17 protein-coding genes are annotated in these 15,926 nt (G+C 65.2%); 12 read left to right on the forward strand and 5 right to left on the reverse strand.

Features of this window, described 5'->3' with window-relative positions:
• Positions 1-40 precede the first annotated feature (40 nt).
• From hemC to ppa, 5 genes are read left to right on the forward strand one after another with little or no spacing between them, the layout of a single operon-like run.
• Positions 41-988: a hydroxymethylbilane synthase gene (gene hemC, locus AC1DB0_RS06810; protein WP_054423497.1), complete on the forward strand. Its 948-nt coding sequence runs from the start codon at positions 41-43 to the stop codon at positions 986-988.
• The gene (locus AC1DB0_RS06815; protein ID WP_346552372.1) at positions 988-1,788 is read left to right on the forward strand and encodes a uroporphyrinogen-III synthase; all 801 of its coding nucleotides are present in this window, start codon (positions 988-990) and stop codon (positions 1,786-1,788) included. Before hemC ends, AC1DB0_RS06815 begins: the two co-directional genes overlap by 1 nt.
• A 37-nt stretch (positions 1,789-1,825) precedes the next feature.
• Complete coding sequence (locus AC1DB0_RS06820) at positions 1,826-3,019, forward strand: uroporphyrinogen-III C-methyltransferase (protein ID WP_054424630.1); 1,194 nt, start codon at positions 1,826-1,828, stop codon at positions 3,017-3,019.
• Positions 3,020-3,024: 5 nt separating this feature from the next.
• Complete coding sequence (locus AC1DB0_RS06825; RefSeq protein ID WP_175169722.1) at positions 3,025-4,647, forward strand: heme biosynthesis HemY N-terminal domain-containing protein; 1,623 nt, start codon at positions 3,025-3,027, stop codon at positions 4,645-4,647.
• A 32-nt stretch (positions 4,648-4,679) separates the two neighbouring features.
• Positions 4,680-5,210: an inorganic diphosphatase gene (ppa, locus tag AC1DB0_RS06830; protein ID WP_046802833.1), complete on the forward strand. Its 531-nt coding sequence runs from the start codon at positions 4,680-4,682 to the stop codon at positions 5,208-5,210.
• Here the strand turns inward: ppa and AC1DB0_RS06835 are convergent, their stop codons facing one another.
• The 4 genes from AC1DB0_RS06835 to AC1DB0_RS06850 all read right to left on the reverse strand — a co-directional run bounded on the left by AC1DB0_RS06835 (position 5,211) and on the right by AC1DB0_RS06850 (position 8,537).
• A complete protein-coding gene (locus AC1DB0_RS06835; protein ID WP_054423491.1) occupies positions 5,211-6,047 on the reverse strand; it encodes an IclR family transcriptional regulator in 837 nt (278 codons plus the stop codon).
• Positions 6,048-6,062: 15 nt separating this feature from the next.
• Positions 6,063-6,824: an SDR family NAD(P)-dependent oxidoreductase gene (locus tag AC1DB0_RS06840; protein WP_447981261.1), complete on the reverse strand. Its 762-nt coding sequence runs from the start codon at positions 6,822-6,824 to the stop codon at positions 6,063-6,065.
• The gene (locus AC1DB0_RS06845; RefSeq protein ID WP_054423487.1) at positions 6,824-8,035 is read right to left on the reverse strand and encodes an ABC transporter substrate-binding protein; all 1,212 of its coding nucleotides are present in this window, start codon (positions 8,033-8,035) and stop codon (positions 6,824-6,826) included. The genes AC1DB0_RS06840 and AC1DB0_RS06845 overlap by 1 nt, the downstream gene beginning before the upstream one ends.
• Positions 8,036-8,138: 103 nt before the next feature.
• Positions 8,139-8,537, reverse strand: coding sequence for a cupin domain-containing protein (locus tag AC1DB0_RS06850; RefSeq protein ID WP_054423485.1), 399 nt, complete (start codon positions 8,535-8,537; stop codon positions 8,139-8,141).
• Positions 8,538-8,711: 174 nt separating this feature from the next.
• Here AC1DB0_RS06850 and AC1DB0_RS06855 point away from each other — a divergent pair, with 174 nt between their 5' ends.
• The 7 genes from AC1DB0_RS06855 (at position 8,712) to AC1DB0_RS06885 (ending at position 14,111) form a co-directional block, all read left to right on the forward strand.
• Positions 8,712-9,491, forward strand: coding sequence for an SDR family NAD(P)-dependent oxidoreductase (locus tag AC1DB0_RS06855; protein ID WP_054423483.1), 780 nt, complete (start codon positions 8,712-8,714; stop codon positions 9,489-9,491).
• Between the two features lie 11 nt (positions 9,492-9,502).
• Positions 9,503-10,270 (forward strand): ABC transporter ATP-binding protein, encoded by a 768-nt coding sequence (locus tag AC1DB0_RS06860; RefSeq protein WP_342067497.1) that lies wholly within the window; start codon positions 9,503-9,505, stop codon positions 10,268-10,270.
• 1 nt (position 10,271) lies between these two features.
• Positions 10,272-10,964, forward strand: coding sequence for an ABC transporter ATP-binding protein (locus AC1DB0_RS06865; protein ID WP_054423479.1), 693 nt, complete (start codon positions 10,272-10,274; stop codon positions 10,962-10,964).
• 13 nt (positions 10,965-10,977) lie between these two features.
• A complete protein-coding gene (locus tag AC1DB0_RS06870; RefSeq protein WP_054423476.1) occupies positions 10,978-12,855 on the forward strand; it encodes an ABC transporter permease in 1,878 nt (625 codons plus the stop codon).
• Positions 12,855-13,157, forward strand: a complete 303-nt coding sequence (locus AC1DB0_RS06875; protein ID WP_175169727.1) for a Dabb family protein — start codon at positions 12,855-12,857, stop codon at positions 13,155-13,157. The genes AC1DB0_RS06870 and AC1DB0_RS06875 overlap by 1 nt, the downstream gene beginning before the upstream one ends.
• 82 nt (positions 13,158-13,239) lie before the next feature.
• Positions 13,240-13,935 carry a fumarylacetoacetate hydrolase family protein gene (locus AC1DB0_RS06880; RefSeq protein WP_476757624.1) on the forward strand — a complete coding sequence of 232 codons (696 nt, stop codon included), beginning with the start codon at positions 13,240-13,242 and terminating at the stop codon, positions 13,933-13,935.
• Between the two features lie 44 nt (positions 13,936-13,979).
• The gene (locus tag AC1DB0_RS06885) at positions 13,980-14,111 is read left to right on the forward strand and encodes an entericidin A/B family lipoprotein (RefSeq protein ID WP_008164311.1); all 132 of its coding nucleotides are present in this window, start codon (positions 13,980-13,982) and stop codon (positions 14,109-14,111) included.
• Between the two features lie 81 nt (positions 14,112-14,192).
• On the opposite strand, the gene AC1DB0_RS06890 is transcribed toward AC1DB0_RS06885, so the two are convergent.
• Positions 14,193-15,893 (reverse strand): PhoH family protein, encoded by a 1,701-nt coding sequence (locus AC1DB0_RS06890; RefSeq protein ID WP_054423471.1) that lies wholly within the window; start codon positions 15,891-15,893, stop codon positions 14,193-14,195.
• Positions 15,894-15,926 lie beyond the last annotated feature (33 nt).

Here is a 15,926-nt window from a genome sequence, read left to right on the forward strand (position 1 = left end):
CGCGACGGTCATCGTCTCTAATTTCGTTTGATGACCGCTCGTGCCTCTACCGCAACGCCTGGTCATTGCGACCCGCGCCAGCCGGCTTGCCCTTTGGCAAGCTGAGCATGTGCGCGACCGGCTGCGCACGCTGTACCCAGCGTGCGCGGTTGAGCTCCTTACCCTGACGACCCGAGGCGACCAGATCCTCGACCGCACCTTGTCCAAGGTTGGCGGCAAAGGACTGTTCGTCAAGGAACTCGAAAACGCGCTGCTCGACGGGCGTGCCGATCTTGCCGTGCATTCGTTGAAAGACGTGCCGGTGGATCTGCAAGCCCCGTTCGAGCTTTGCGCCGTTCTTGATCGCGCGGACCCGCGCGATGCCTTCGTGTCCAACCGCTATGCAACGCTGGCAGAACTGCCGGCGGGCGCCGTCGTGGGCACGTCCAGCCTGCGCCGTGAATCCCAGATTCGCGCGCGCTACCCGGAACTGGTGGTCAAGCCGCTGCGCGGCAACCTGGACACCCGCCTGGGCAAGCTGGACAAAGGTGAATATGACGCCATTGTGCTTGCCGCGGCCGGTCTGGATCGGCTGGGCCTGGGCGCGCGTATCCGCAGCCTGCTGGACCCCGCCGATAGTTTGCCGGCAGCCGGGCAGGGCGCTTTGGGCATCGAGATCCGCGACGACCGCGACGACATGCGGGCCTGGCTCGCGCCGTTGATCAGCAGCGCCACGACGGCTTGCGTGCAAGCTGAACGCGCCGTGTCCCGCACGCTGGGCGGTTCCTGTCAGGTGCCGCTGGCGGCCTTTGCCGAACTCTCGGGCGACACCTTGTCGTTGCGCGCCCTGGTGGCGTCAACCGACGGAGTCCGTATCGTCCGCACGACGCGCACCGGCCCCGCGGCCGATGCCGACGCGCTGGGTGTGGCGGCCGCGCAGGAATTGTTGGACGGTGGCGCTGCCGCCATCCTCCAGGAACTGCTGCAAGCCGACCCGCGGCCGGACTGATGTCCACCGCGCCGCGAGTCGCCATCCTGACGCGGCCCGCGGGCCGCAACGAGGCGCTGGCCGGCCGTCTGACCGACGCCGGCTGGTCCGCCTGCATCCTGCCGGCGCTGGAAATCCATCCGCTGCAAGTGGCCGCAGCGGACTTGCCTCGGCCGGCCGACTTCGACATGGTGGTGTTCGTCAGTGGCAATGCGGCCAAACAGTATCTGGATCAGCTCGCGCACGCCGATGGCCAAGCCGCTTGGCCGGCGGGCGTGATCGCCGCAACCGTCGGCCCCGCCAGCGCACAGGCGCTGCGCGAGGCGCCCGCTTTTGGCGCGAATACAACAGTCCTGCATCCTGGTGATGATGCGCCCAGCCACGATTCCGAAGCCTTGTGGAACGTGCTTTGCGGCCTGCCGCAATTGCCCGCCCGCGTGCTGCTGGTGCGAGGCACGCAGGGCAGGGATTGGCTGGGCGACACGCTCGAAGCGCAGGGCGCGGCCGTCACGCGCCACGCGGCGTATTTGCGGCGGCCGGCCCTCTGGGACGATGCCGCGCTTGCCGCCTTGCGGCAATGGGCAGATGCGGGCGTGCCGGCCACCTGGCTCATCACCAGCGGCGAAGGCGCCGATGCCGTGCGGGCCTGTGTGGACGCCGCCGGCCTGTCTTCCTGGTGGGCGCGCTGCCGCTTCGTGCTGACGCATCCCTCGCTCGCGCGCCGCGTGCCGCCAGGCTGTCATGACAGTGGCGCGACAGAAATGGTAAAAATCTGCTTGCCCAACGACGAGTCGATATTCCAGGCTTTTGTTGCTGCTTGATTCGTTGCATCGGACTGACACCGAATACAATCGCGTCATGACAGACAAGACTCCCGCTACCGATCCGGTCGTTAACACGGCCGCCCCGGGCGCAAGCGCGCCCGCATCGGCCCCGGCCGATCCCGTCAAGGCCCGTCCGGCCAAGCGCGGCAATGGCCCATTGGTCACCGCCCTGATAATCGTCATCCTGCTAGCCGTGGGCTTAGGTTATGCCCTGTGGAAGCAGCGCACGCAATTCGTGTCCGCCGGACGCGAGGTCGCGTCGCGTATCGACACGCTGTCCGCCGATGTGGCGCAGGCTCGCAAGGACACGCGTGAAGCGCTGGCCCTGGCGCAAGCGCAGGCCGGCCGCGTGGGCGAGCTTGAAGACACCGTGCGCGAAACCCAAAGCCAATACAACGCGCTGCAACAGGCGTGGCAGAACTTCAACGACAGCGCCAGCGACGAACTGCTGGCCAACGACGTCGAACGCCTGCTGACCATCGCCAACCAGCAACTGCGTCTGGCCGGCAACGTTTCCAACGCCATCGTCGCGCTGGAAACCGCGCAATCCCGTTTGGCGCGCGCCGACCGCCCGCGCTTCTCCAGCTTGCAGCAAGCCATCAACGGCGACCTGGATCGTCTGCGCGCCGTTTCCACCGTCGACATCCCCGCGCAATCCGCCCGTATCGAACGCCTGGTGGCAATGGTGGGCAAGGCGCCCTTGCTGGTGCCTGACGCCGCCGCGCCGGGTGTGGTCGCCGCCGGTGAGCCGCGCCCCGCCGTGGCCCCCGCGCCCGCCGTGGACCCGCAGGCCGGCTTGCCCGCCGACGCGCCCTGGTGGCAGCGCTGGCGCGCCGAGGTGGTCTCGTGGCCTGGCCGCGCCGGTTCGGCGCTGGCGCAGGAACTGGGTGGCTTGATCACGATCCAGCGTGTGGACGAACCCGCCGCGTTGCTGCTGTCGCCCGAACAGGCCGATCAGGTGCGCGCCACGCTGCGCCAACGCCTGCTGACCGTTCAACTGGCCATGCTGATGCGTCAGCCCGCCGTGTGGAAGAGCGAGCTCGACAACGTCGGCGTCACGCTCGCCAAGTATTTCGATAACCGTTCCCCCGATACCGTCGCCGCCCAGACGCTGGCGCGCGAACTGGCGCAGACCGACATCGCCGTGCGCATGCCGGACGTGTCCGACAGCCTGAACGCTGTCGCCGCTTTGCGGGCTGCGGGTTTCAAGACTAGCGGGCAGGACTGAGCCTTATGCGTACCTGGTTCTGGACCCTGCTGCTCGCCGTCATCGCCGTCGCCCTGGCGGTGGTGCTGCGCTCGCATTCCGGCAACGTGCTGTTGCTGGTCTGGCCGTGGCGCATCGGAATGTCGCTCACGCTCGCCGTACTGCTGATCGTTGCGGCTTTCATCGTGCTGTACGTGGGCTTGCGCGTGCTGGCGTGGCTGTTGGCCATTCCTGATCGCGTCCGCGTCTGGCGTGGCAAGCGTGCGCAAGCGCGCGACCACGAATTGCTCGAACGCGGTTGGATCGGCTTGCTGGAAGGCCGCTACACCCACGCCGAAAAAGATCTGACCAAGCTGCTTGAGCAGACCAAAGTGCAGACCCGCCGTGTGCTGGCCGCGCTGTCGGCTGCGCGCGCTGCCCATGGTTTGGGCGAGTTCGACCGCCGCGACCGCCTGCTGGCCACCGCACAGGAACACGCCGGCACCGACCCGGGTCTGGTGGAAGCCACGGCCACGGTTTCGGCCGACATGCTGCTGGACCAAGGCCGTGCCGAACGCGCACTGGCCGTGCTGGCGCCGCTGGCTGACGGCGGCGCCCGCCACCTGCACACGATGCGCCTGCTGCTGCGCGCCCACACCGCGCTGCATCACCACGAGCAAGTCTTCACGCTGGCGCGCGGGCTGGTCCGCCGCAATGCGCTGGCCCGCAGCGAAGCCGATCTGCTGATCGACGCCTCGGGCGCGGCACGCTTGCGTGCGGCGGCCAGCTCGGCCAACAGCGATGCCTGGCGCGCCATCTGGAAAGACCTGAAGGCCGAAGAGCGCCTGCTGCCCGATGTGGCGCTGGCGGGCGCTGCGGCCTTTGATGCGGCCGGCGAAGCCAATGAGGCGGCCCGCGTGCTGGAAGCCGCCATTGCCGTGAAGTTCAACCCGACGCTGGTGGCGGCCTATGCCCGCTGCGAAGCCGAACAGGTGTCGCGCCGTCTGGCCAAGGCCGAGACGTGGCTGCAACAGCGCCCGACCGATCCCGATCTTCTGACCGCGCTGGGCATGCTGTGCCTGAACGGCCAACTGTGGGGGCAGGCCGAGCGCTATCTGCTGCGCAGTCTCAGCCGCCGCAGCGATGCCCAAACGCATGCGTTGTTGGGCAGCCTGTATGACCGCCTGGATCGTCCCGCCGACGCGGTGCGCCACTGGCGTCTGGCCACGGCGGCCAGCATGGCCTTGCCGGTGCTGGCGGTGGATGCGGCCTTGCCCGCGGCCGACACCGGTTCCGATCCCTATCGCGTGGACGCCGAAGGCGGCTATGCGGTGGGTCTGTCGGACACGGACGGCGACGCCGACGTTGGCGGCGATTATCCGGCGCTGCCGCCTTCGGTGGCGGCATCGGCTTCCGACTATGTGCTGGACCCCGATGCGCGCGTCAGCAAGGATCAGCATGCTCGCGCGTTGGCGCCGGAAGACGCGCCGCTTGCCGGCGGCACGTCCGATATCGACGAGTACTTCGACAGCGCCCCGATCCCGGCGGCGGCTTTCGATGAGCCCGTGCCCACGTACTCGCCGGCGCCTGCCGCCAGCCCGAAGCCCGCGCCTGCCGCGGCGCCGGTGCCGGCGACCAAGCCGCCGTTCAAGGACGACGGCTCGCTTTGAACATTTCTTCAGACAAACAACAAGGTTGAATCATGAGTCTTGATCGCGTCTCCCCTGGCAAGAAGCTGCCGGAAGACTTCAACGTCATCATCGAAATCCCCATGAACGCCGACCCGGTGAAGTACGAGGTCGACAAGGACACGGGCGCGATTTTCGTTGACCGCTTCATGCTGACCGCCATGCACTACCCGTGCAACTACGGCTACATCCCGCAAACCCTGTCGGACGACGGTGACCCTGCCGACGTGCTGGTCCTGACCCCGTTCCCGATCCAGATCGGCGCCGTCGTGCGCTGCCGCGCCATCGGCGTGCTGGAAATGGACGACGAGTCGGGCGGCGACGCCAAACTGTTGGCCGTGCCGATCGAAAAGCTGTACCCCCCGTACCGCAACATCAAGTCCTACGAAGATCTGCCGACCGAAGACGTCGCGCGTATCCAGCACTTCTTCGAGCACTACAAGGACCTGGAAAAGGGCAAGTGGGTCAAGGTCAAGGGCTGGAAGGGCGTTGATGCCGCTCACGAAGAAATCGTGAACAGCGTCGAACGCTACAACAAGGCCTGATCATGCTTTGGGCCGCGCCGGTGTCGAACCGGCCGGCGCCTTGATGCGGCGCGGCCGCGACGGCATGATGCCGATCGCCGCCGCGCCGTTGCTTTGTGGCGCCTGCAAGTTTTGCGAGACCTCGGCGGCGGCGACCTGGATGCGGGCTTGCAGCACGTCCAGCCGTTCCGGTGATGTGTGCGCTTCGGCCGCAATGAACACCAAGCTGCCGACCACCTTTTGTTCGGGGCTGAAAATCGCCGCGCCGATGCCCATCAAGCCGCGGTCGACCTCGCCATGCGAGACGCACACCCCCGCCGTGCGCAGCCGTTTCAGGTTGGCGCGGAACGCATCCCAGTCATCGCCCAGCCCGGCTTCGCGGATTTCGGCCGCGTGCCATAGCATCAGGTTGCGCAACTGGTAAGGCGGCAGGTTGGCCAGGATGGGTTTGGCCGTGGCGCCGCGAAACATCGGGAACGGACGGCCGCGCGCATAGCTGGATTCGATGGAGTGGTCGGTCCAGTAGCGGTCCACGCACATGACCTTGTCGCCGTAATAGCTGCACAGCATCAGGTTGGCATGGAGTTCGTCGCCGGTTGCGCGCATGACGTCGCGCGCGGCGCGCATCAGCGGATCGTGCTGGCGCAGGTGGCGGTCCAGTTCGATGATGCGGGAACCCAGCACATAGGCGCCGCCGGCGGTTGGCGCCAGCAGGCCGCTTTCGGTCAGCGACTTCAGATAGCGGTAGGCCGTGGCGCGCGAGCACTCCAGATGCGCCATGACGTCCTCCTGGAACGCGGCGGTGGTGTCGTCGCGAAAGAGGTCGAGTATGGACAGCATGCGATCGGGAGTGCTCATTGCTTCTGGGTGTGCCTAGTGAATGTGGAAGCCGCCGTTGACGTCGACCACGATGCCGGTTGAATAAGAGGACAGGTCCGAGGCCAGGAAAACGATGGCCTGGGCAACTTCGGCGGGCGAGCCGAAACGTTGCAGTGGAATGCCATGTTTGAGTTCTTGTTCCCAATTTTCGCCGAATTTCCCCAGCGTCATGTCCGTTTCGATAATGCCGGGGGCGACGCAGTTGGCGCGGATGCCTCGCGGCCCCAATTCGCGCGCCAGGGCCTTGGTGAAACTGATGACGCCGCCCTTGGATGCCGCGTAGTGCGAACCGCCCAGCAGCCCGCCGCCGCGCAGCGCCGCGGTGGAACCCAGGTTCACGATGGCCGGGCGCCGCGTGCTTTCCAGCAGGGCGGGCAGCGCCGCGTGCGTGACGTTGTAGGTGCCGGTCAGGTTGACGTCGATCATGCGGCGGAACTCGTCTTCGTGCAGGTCCCAGATGCGCGTGGCGGCAACGATGCCCGCGTTATTGACCAGCACATCGATGCCGCCCAGCGCCATGCGGGCCTGCTCGATCGCGGCCTCGCACGAGACACCGCGCGACACGTCGCAGTGCAGGTCGACACGGCCGTCGGCGAGCACGCCCACGCCGCCCTCGGGGTAGGCGTAGTCCAGCACCGCCACCGTGGCGCCGTGCGCCAAAAACAGGTCCACCACCGCCGCGCCGATGCCCCGGGGGTTTGCACCCCCGGTGACAACGGCGCGCTTGCCGGCCAGCAGTGCAAGCGCGCCGTCCATCACGACTTCACCAGCGAGCAGCCGCCGTCCTTCAGCGGGCGGAACGCTTGTTCGGCGGGAATCTTGCGCACCAGGTTGTAGTAGTCCCAGTCGCGCTTGGACTCCGATGGCTTCTTGACCTGGAACAGATACAGGTCGCGCATGACGCGGCCATCTTCACGGATACGGCCGTTTTCGGTCATGAAATCATTGATGGGCGTGTCGTGCATTTTCTTCAACACGGGTTCGGACGCGTCCGTGCCGGCAGCCTTGACCGCGTTCAGGTAGTGCATGGCGGCGCTGTAGTTGCTGGCCTGCACCATCGACGGCATGCGCCCCGTGCGCTTGAAGTAGCGTTCGGACCATTGCCGCGCGCGGTCGTCCTGGTCCCAATAGAACGGTTCGACCAGATTCAGCCCCTGCGCGTATTCCAGCCCCACGCTGCGCACATCGACGATGCTCATGAAGAGGGCGGCCACGCGCTGCTTGCTGCCCATGATGCCGAATTCAAATGCCTGTTTGATGCTGTTGATGGTGTCGCCGCTGCCGTTGGCCAGGCCGATCACCTGCGCCTTGGAAGCTTGCGCCTGCAACAGGAACGACGAGAAGTCCGAGCTGGCGATAGGGTGGCGCACGCTGCCCACCACTTGTCCGCCCTTGGCTTTCACCACCGCCATCGCGTCGCGTTCCAGCGAGTGGCCGAAGGCGTAATCGGACGTGATGAAGTACCAGCTCTTGCCGCCGTCTTCCATCACGCCGTTGGCCACGCCGGTGGCATAGGCGTAGGTGTCGTACGTCCAGTGCATGCCGTTGGGCGAACACGCTTTGCCCGTCAGGTCGGCCGAACCCGCGCTGGTGAAGATGACGACGCGCTTCATCTGGCGGGTCAGGTCCTGCACGGCCAGCGCGATAGCCGAATTGGGCACGTCCAGAATCAGGTCCACCTTGTCGTTCTCGTACCAGCGGCGCGCAATGGACACCCCGATATCCACCTTGTTCTGGTGGTCGGCCGAGATCACTTCAATGGGCTTGCCCAGCACGGTGCCGCCGAAATCCTCGACGGCCATCTTCACGGCTTCCACGCCGAACTTGCCGGACAGGTCCGCCATCATGCCGGACTGATCGCCCAGCACGCCGATCTTCACGACATCATCGGACACCTGCGCCATGGCGGGCAGGGATACGGCGCCCAGCACGCAGGCGGCAAGGCTGTTCTTGAAACGGGTCTTCATGGGGGTGTCTCCTTGGGGGTCTTGGTTCTTTTGCGCGCCGCCCTGTGCCGGGCGGTCATGCGGTCTTGCGGATTCAAGCTGAATCCTGCCGGGGCAGGCGGACTTACTCCAGCGTCTGGCCAGCGTAAGCGTCGATAAACAGATTGGGTTTCAGGAAAAAGCTGAGCACCAGCGCGCCGTTGGGCGCGCGCGCCACGTGTTGATTGCCGCGAGGGCGCCAAACGTAGTCGCCCGCGCAGACCTCGCCTTCGGCGTCCACGATGGAGCCTTCCAGGACGTAGGTCTGTTCGACTTCAACGTGTTCATGCAAAGGCAGTTCCGTGCCGGGCTGCCAGCGAAACAGCGCGGTGAGCAGGCCGGATTCCTTGTCCTGCATCAGCACCTTCATGTCGATGCCTTCCACCTGCGTGGGTTTCCAGGGCAGATCAGCCACTTTCAGAAAGCGTGAGGCCAGCGGCGGCAGCGCGTTGGCCGCGGGGCAGCCGGGGGTTTCGAGGGCCATGAATGTCTCCTAGCCAGAACTCGTTATGGAAGAAAAAGCAAGAATCTTGTTATTGAGTGTTTAAAAATAGTCGCGTATATTGAGATTGATGTCAACTTTGTTTTTGCATCTGGAAAGCAGGGACGACACAGGCCGGGCCTAGAGATCCGGTGCATATAAGACAAGGAGACAAGCTTGAAACACGACTATCTGGACCAGACATTTGGTCTGGCGGGACGCGTCGCGCTGGTGACGGGCGCGGCCAGGGGATTGGGTTACGCCATTGCGCAGGCGTTGGGCCGCGCGGGGGCGCAGGTGGTGGTCAACGACCTGTCGCAGGACGCTTGCGATGCTGCTTGCGCGCGGCTCGCGGGTGACGGCATCACGGCGCATGCATCGCCTTTTGATGTGGCCGATGCCGCCGCCGTGGCCGCAGCCGTGAGCCAGCTGGAAGAGGCCGGCCTGTTCATCGACGTGCTGGTCAGCAACGCCGGCAATCAGAATCGCAAAGCGGTGGTCGACATGACGCCCGCCGAATGGCAGGCGCTGCAAAACGTCCACGTGAACGGCGCGTTCCATTGCGCGCGGGCCGTCTTGCCCGGCATGGGCAAGCGGGGCTTCGGCCGCATTGTGCTGATGTCGTCCGTGGCGGGTCAGGCCACCATGCCGAACATCGCCGCTTACGCGACCGCCAAGGGCGCGATTGCCGCGTTCACGCGCGCGCTGGCCGTGGAATACGGCGCCAGCGGCGTCACGTGCAATGCCCTGGCGCCGGGATTCGTGCGCACGGATTTCACGCAGGGCTTGCAGGATAATCCGCAGTTCCAGTCGTTCCTGTCGACGTCGGTGCCGGTCGGCCGCTGGGCGACACCCGAAGACATTGCCCCCGCTGTGGTCTACCTGGCGTCGCCGGGCGCGTCGTTCGTCAACGGGCATGTCCTGGCGATCGACGGCGGCCTGCTGGCCCGCATGTAAGGAACCCCGCCATGACCTCAAGCACCCAAGCGGTTTTATCCGCACAGGGGCTGGTCAAGCGGTTCGGCGGCTTCAATGCCGTCGACGGCGTGACCCTTGCCCTGCAGGAAGGCTCTATCCATGCGCTGATTGGCCCCAATGGCGCGGGCAAAACCACCTGCTTCAATCTGCTGACCAAATTTCTGACGCCGGACGCGGGCGTCATTCACTACCGCGGACGCGACATCACGGCGTTGGCGCCGGAAGAGATCGCGCGGCTGGGCATCGTCCGCTCGTTCCAGATTTCGGCCGTGTTCCTGGGCCTGACCGTGCTGCAGAACATGCGCGTGGCGCTGATGCGCCAGCATGGCGACGGGCTGCGCTTCTGGCGCAGCCGGCGCAGCGTGGATCGCCTGAACGATCGCGCCATGGAACTGCTGGACGCGGTGGGCCTGGCGAACCTGGCCAGCACCACGGCGGCGCTGTTGCCGTATGGGCGCAAGCGCGCGCTGGAAATTGCGATGACGCTGGCGCTGGAACCCGAAATCATGCTGCTGGATGAACCCATGGCGGGCCTGGGGCAGGAAGACGTCGCCCGTATCGCCGCGCTGATCCGGCGGGTGTCGGTGAATCGCAGCATCCTGATGGTGGAGCACAACCTGTCCGTTGTGGCCGATCTGTCCGACACCATCACCGTATTGGCGCGCGGCGCCGTGCTGGCGCAAGGCGACTACGCCGCGGTGTCGCGCGATGAGCGCGTCATCACCGCCTACATGGGCTCGGACGAGGAGGCGCACTGAGATGCTGGCAATCAAAGACCTCAACGCCTGGTATGGCGAATCCCATGTGCTGCATGGCGTGGACATTGATGTGAACCGGGGCGAACTCGTCACCATCCTGGGCCGCAACGGCGCGGGCAAGACGACGACGCTGCGCGCCATCATGGGCATCCTGGACAAACGGCGCGGCTCGATCCGGCTGAACGGACAGGAAACCGTGGGCATGGCGCCGCATCGTATCCCGCGTCTGGGCGTGGTGTATTGCCCCGAAGAACGGGCGGTGTTCCGCAGCCTGAGCGTGACCGAAAACCTGATGCTGCCGCCGCGTCTGGCGGCAGGCGGCATGTCGCTGGACGAGATCTACACGCTGTTTCCGAACCTGCGCGAACGCAGCGACAGCTCGGGTGGCAACCTGTCGGGCGGCGAACAGCAGATGCTGGCGATTGCGCGCATCCTGCGCACGGGCGCCCAACTGATCTTGCTGGACGAACCCACCGAAGGCCTGGCGCCGGTCATCGTGCAGCAGATCGGGCAGGCCATCCGCACGCTCAAAGAGCGGGGGTTCACCATCGTGCTGGTCGAGCAGAACTTCCGCTTCGCGACCAAGGTGGCGGACCGCCATTACGTCATGGAGCACGGTTGCGTGGTCGACCAGTTGTCGGCGGATGAGGCGCGCCGCGATCCTGCCCGCATCGCGCGCCGTCTGGGCGTCTGAGAGGAGAAGGCCTGTGTTCGAAATTTTCGGTGTGCCGTCCACGGCACTGTTCGGCCAGCTCCTGCTTGGCCTGATCAACGGTTCGTTCTACGCCTTGCTCTCGATCGGGCTGGCGGTGATTTTCGGCCTGTTGAACATCATCAACTTCGCCCATGGCGCGCAGTACACGGCGGGCGCGTTTCTTGCCTGGATGCTGCTGAACTATCTGGGCGTGAACTACTGGGCCGCCCTGGTGCTGGTGCCGCTGATCATGGCGGTGTTCGCGGTGGTGGTCGAGCGTTTGCTGATCTCGCGCACGTATCGCATGGATCACCTGTACGGCTTGCTGCTGACGTTTGGCATCGCCTTGTTGATCGAGGGCGCGTTGCGGCAGGCCTATGGCGTGTCGGGCCTGCCGTACATCATCCCCAAGGCGCTGAGCGGTGGCGTGAACCTGGGGTTCATGTTCCTGCCCTGGTATCGCGGCTGGGCGGTGGCGGTGTCGCTGGTGCTGTGCCTGGCGGTGTGGGTCCTGATCGAGAAAACGCGCGTGGGCGCCATGCTGCGCGCGGCGACCGAGAACCCGACCATCGTGCGTTCCTTCGGCATCAACGTGCCGCTGCTGATCACGCTGACCTACGCGCTGGGCGTGGCGCTGGCCTCGGTGGCGGGCGTGATCGCGGCGCCCATCTATCAGGTCAGCCCGATGATGGGGTCGAACCTGGTGGTGGTGGTGTTCGCGGTGGTTGTGATCGGCGGCATGGGCTCCATCATGGGGGCCATCGTCAGCGGCTTCGGGCTGGGCATCATCGAAGGCCTGACCAAGGTCTTCTATCCCGAGGCCGCGAATCTGGCGATCTTCATCATCATGGTGCTGGTGCTGCTGTGCAAGCCGGCGGGCCTGTTCGGCAAGCCCCTGCAAGTGCAGAACGTGCTGGCCGCCGAAGCCACGCGCGAGCCCGTGCAACTGAGCCGGCGCGCGATGCGTATCGCCATGGCGGTGCTGGCCGTCGTGGCGTTGGCCGCGCCGTGGTTCGTGTACCCGACGTTCCTGATGAAGGTGCTGTGCTTCGCGCTTTTTGCGGCGGCGTTCAACCTGCTGGTGGGGTATGTGGGCCTGCTGTCGTTTGGCCATGCAGCGTTCTTCGGCGCGGCCGCCTACGCCACGGGCATCGTGATGAAGCTGCTGGGCGCCACGCCCGAACTGGGGCTGTTGGCGGGTGTGTTGACGGGCGGACTGCTGGGGCTGCTGTTCGGCGCCATCGCCATCCGGCGCCAGGGCATCTACTTCGCGATGATCACGCTGGCGCTGTCGCAGCTGGTCTACTTCATTGCCGTGCAGGCTGGGTTCACGGGCGGCGAAGACGGCTTGCAGAGCGTGCCGCGCGGCAAGCTGTTTGGCCTGATCGACCTGGAAGGCGTGATGCCGATGTACTACTTCACGCTGGCCGTCTTTGCGCTGGGCTACGCCTTCGTGCTGCGCGTGCTGAATTCTCCCTTTGGCGAAGTGATCCGGTCTGTGCGCGATAACGAGCAGCGCGCGCGCTCGTTGGGGTATTCAACGTCGCGCTACAAGCTGCTGGCGTTCACGCTGTCGGCCTCGGTGGCGGGTCTGGCGGGCGGGCTGAAGGTGCTGGTGTTCGGCGTGGCCTCGCTGACGGACGTGCACTGGCACGCCAATGGCGAGGTAGTGCTGATGGCGCTGCTGGGGGGCATCGGCACGGTGTTCGGCCCGCTGGTGGGGGCATTCACCTTTGTGTCGCTGCAGAACTATCTGGCGCCGCTGGGTTCCTGGGTACTGATTGTCCAGGGCGTGATCTTCGTCTTGTGCGTGCTGCTGTTTCGAGACGGCATCATGGGGTTGGTGTCGCGTGCCTGGCTTGCCGCGACCCGCGTGAAAAAGGAGTCCTGATGTTTCTGCATGTCGTGATGTTGCAACTGTCGGCGGCTGCCGACGCCCAATTCCATGCGCGCGTCCAAGGTTATTGCGACCGCATCCTTGCCGAATGCGAGGGGGTGGCGGGCTACGCGTTCCGGCCCAACCAGGCCAGCCGCGCCGACGGGCTGACCCATGCCGTGGTGGCGGCCTTTGCCGACGGCCCGGCGCATGACCGCTACCAGGTCTCGCCCGCGCACCAGGAAATGAAGGCCTATATGGCAAACTTCATCGAACGCCTGGTGGTTTTTGACGGGGATATCCCTACGTTTTCCTGAACAAAACAGCGCAGCGCGTTCCTCCCGGAAAGGGATAAACTCGCGGATGATTTTTCACGTATCTGTCATAGGTTGATCACTCATGGACTACGTATTGCCTCCCCAGCCGCCCGTGGCGGCTCCTGTTGCCGGTAGCGCCGCGCTGTTCCCGGTGCGCCGCGTGTACTGCGTCGGCCGCAACTACGCCGAGCACGCCAAGGAAATGGGCTTCACCGGCCGTGAAGATCCGTTCTTTTTCTGCAAGCCGGCGGACGCCGTGCTGAGCATGGCCGACGGTGAAACCGGCAAGATGGCCTATCCGCCCAAGACCTCCAATCTGCACTACGAGATGGAACTGGTCGTGGTGCTGGGCAAGGGCGGCCGCGACATTCCCGTCGAAGAAGCCAACGACTGCGTGTGGGGCTACGCGCTGGGTCTGGACATGACCCGCCGCGACCTGCAAGGCGAAATGAAGAAGCAGGGCCGCCCCTGGGAAATCGGCAAGGCGTTCGATCAATCCGCGCCGATGGGCCCGATCCACCCGCGCAGCGTCGTGGGCACGCTCGACAAGGGCGCGATCTGGCTCGACGTGAACGGCCAGCGCAAGCAGTCCAGCGACATTTCGCAGATGCTGTGGAACATTCCGGAGAGCATTTCCTATCTGTCGGGCCTGTTCGAACTGCAACCGGGCGACATCATCTTCACCGGCACCCCCGAAGGCGTGGGCGCGGTGGTGCAGGGTGACGTCATCACGGGTGGTGTCGAAGGCCTGGGCGAACTGCGCGTGCAGATCGTCTGACGCCAGACAGTCCCGTTTCACTATTTTGTTCAGGAGTTGACAGCATGCGCGGCAAGATCGTGCTGACCGCCTTCGTCGTATTCGGATTTGTGCTCGCCGGTTGCAATACCGTTGCGGGCATGGGAAAGGATATGTCCCGGGCCGGCAATGCCATCACCAACGCGGCCGACAAGTAATCCCCGGCGTCGTTGTGTTCAGGCAAGAAAAAGCCCCTTGAGCAATCAAGGGGCTTTTTTTATGCGAAGCAGAACCGTGCTTTACAGCACATCCCCCGCATAGTCGGCCAGGCGCGAACGTTCGCCGCGCTGCAAGGTGACGTGGCCCGAATGCGGCCAGCCCTTGAAGCGGTCGACGACGAACGTCAGGCCCGAACTGCCTTCGGTCAGATACGGCGTATCGATCTGGGCGACGTTGCCCAGGCAGATCACCTTGGTGCCGGGGCCCGCGCGGGTCACCAGCGTCTTCATCTGCTTGGGCGTCAGGTTCTGCGCTTCGTCGATGATCAGGTACTTGTTCAGGAAGGTGCGGCCGCGCATGAAGTTCAATGACTTGACCTTGATACGCGAACGAATCAGGTCCATGGTGGCGGCGCGGCCCCAGTCCCCGTTGCCTTCGCCTTCGCCCATGTTGAGCACATCCAGGTTGTCTTCCAGCGCGCCCATCCAGGGCAGCATCTTTTCTTCTTCCGTGCCGGGCAGGAAACCGATGTCTTCACCGACAGGCACCGTGACGCGGGTCATGATGATCTCGGTATAGCGCTTGGTTTCCAGCACCTGCGTGATGCCCGCCGCCAGCGCCAGCAGCGTCTTGCCGGTACCGGCCTGACCCAGCAGCGAGACGAAGTCGCACTCCGGGTTCATCAGCAGGTTCATGGCGAAGTTCTGCTCGCGGTTGCGCGCCGTGATGCCCCAGACATTGTTCTTGCCGTGGGTGTAGTCGCGCAGGGTCGCCAGCACCGCCATCTTGCCGCTGACTTCGCGCACTTGCGCGTACAGCGGCATCTGGCCTTCAAAGTAGACGAACTGGTTGACGACAAACTGCGAGCACAGCGGGCCATGGATGCGGTAGAAGGTGGTGCCGCCTTGCTGCCAGGATTCGACATCCTTGCCGTGCTTGTTCCAGAAGTCTTCGGGCAGTTGCATCACGCCCGAATACATCAGGTCGGAATCTTCCAGGACGTGGTCGTTGAAGTAGTCTTCCGCGGCCATACCCAGCGCGCGCGCCTTCAGGCGCATGTTGATGTCTTTCGACACCAGCACGACCTCGCGCTGCGGGTACTTTTCCTGCAAAGCGCGCACCACGCCCAGGATCTGGTTGTCGGCCTTGCCCATGGGCAGATCGGACGGCAGGGTGCTGTGGATGGCGGTTGTCTGGAACAGCAGACGGCCGGTGGCGTCCTTGTTGCCCAGCTTGGCAAGTTCCAGCCCTTCATCCAGCTGCGTGGTGTCTTGCACCAGCGCATCCAGCGAACGGCTGACCTGACGCGCGTTGCGCGCCACTTCCGACATGCCTTTCTTTTGGTGGTCGAGCTCTTCCAGCGTCATCATCGGCAAGAAGATGTCGTGCTCTTCAAACCGGAACAGCGAGCTGGGATCGTGCAGCAGCACGTTCGTGTCCAGAACAAACAGCTTGCGCGGTTCGTTCTGCGCACGAGGCTTGGCGCGCTTGGCGGGGGCGGGCTTGGCCGGGCGCGTTTCCGTGCGGGGGGCAGCAGCAGCAGGAGCAGGGGGTGGAACCTGGCGCGCGGGCGCGGGAATCTGCGCCTTGCGGGCCGGAGACGCCATGCCGTCGAGTTCGGGCTGGACGAGAAGCTCGTCCTCGTCGTCGTCAGCAAGAACGGCTTGGGTGTTGGACCGCGCAGCGGCGGTCTTGGTGGTGCGGGCCTGCGCCCGGGCGGTTTCGCCCGAGGGGAAGGTCAGGATGGCTGCGGGACGGGTGGGCAACTTCGGAAGCGGCATATGCGTCACTCTCCAGGGTGGGCCGGCTTAGCG

This window comes from Achromobacter sp. 10T422, from assembly GCF_056394065.1.

Coding starts and splice junctions, on each gene's coding strand:
- AC1DB0_RS06815 (WP_346552372.1), top strand. CDS start 988: ATGTCCACCGCGCCGCGAGTCGCCATCCTGACGCGGCCCGCGGGCCGC.
- AC1DB0_RS06860 (WP_342067497.1), top strand. CDS start 9,503: ATGACCTCAAGCACCCAAGCGGTTTTATCCGCACAGGGGCTGGTCAAG.
- AC1DB0_RS06885 (WP_008164311.1), top strand. CDS start 13,980: ATGCGCGGCAAGATCGTGCTGACCGCCTTCGTCGTATTCGGATTTGTG.
- AC1DB0_RS06840 (WP_447981261.1), bottom strand. CDS start 6,824: ATGGACGGCGCGCTTGCACTGCTGGCCGGCAAGCGCGCCGTTGTCACC.
- AC1DB0_RS06845 (WP_054423487.1), bottom strand. CDS start 8,035: ATGAAGACCCGTTTCAAGAACAGCCTTGCCGCCTGCGTGCTGGGCGCC.
- AC1DB0_RS06820 (WP_054424630.1), top strand. CDS start 1,826: ATGACAGACAAGACTCCCGCTACCGATCCGGTCGTTAACACGGCCGCC.
- AC1DB0_RS06865 (WP_054423479.1), top strand. CDS start 10,272: ATGCTGGCAATCAAAGACCTCAACGCCTGGTATGGCGAATCCCATGTG.
- AC1DB0_RS06825 (WP_175169722.1), top strand. CDS start 3,025: ATGCGTACCTGGTTCTGGACCCTGCTGCTCGCCGTCATCGCCGTCGCC.
- AC1DB0_RS06835 (WP_054423491.1), bottom strand. CDS start 6,047: ATGAGCACTCCCGATCGCATGCTGTCCATACTCGACCTCTTTCGCGAC.
- AC1DB0_RS06890 (WP_054423471.1), bottom strand. CDS start 15,893: ATGCCGCTTCCGAAGTTGCCCACCCGTCCCGCAGCCATCCTGACCTTC.
- AC1DB0_RS06875 (WP_175169727.1), top strand. CDS start 12,855: ATGTTTCTGCATGTCGTGATGTTGCAACTGTCGGCGGCTGCCGACGCC.
- AC1DB0_RS06880 (WP_476757624.1), top strand. CDS start 13,240: ATGGACTACGTATTGCCTCCCCAGCCGCCCGTGGCGGCTCCTGTTGCC.
- AC1DB0_RS06850 (WP_054423485.1), bottom strand. CDS start 8,537: ATGGCCCTCGAAACCCCCGGCTGCCCCGCGGCCAACGCGCTGCCGCCG.
- ppa (WP_046802833.1), top strand. CDS start 4,680: ATGAGTCTTGATCGCGTCTCCCCTGGCAAGAAGCTGCCGGAAGACTTC.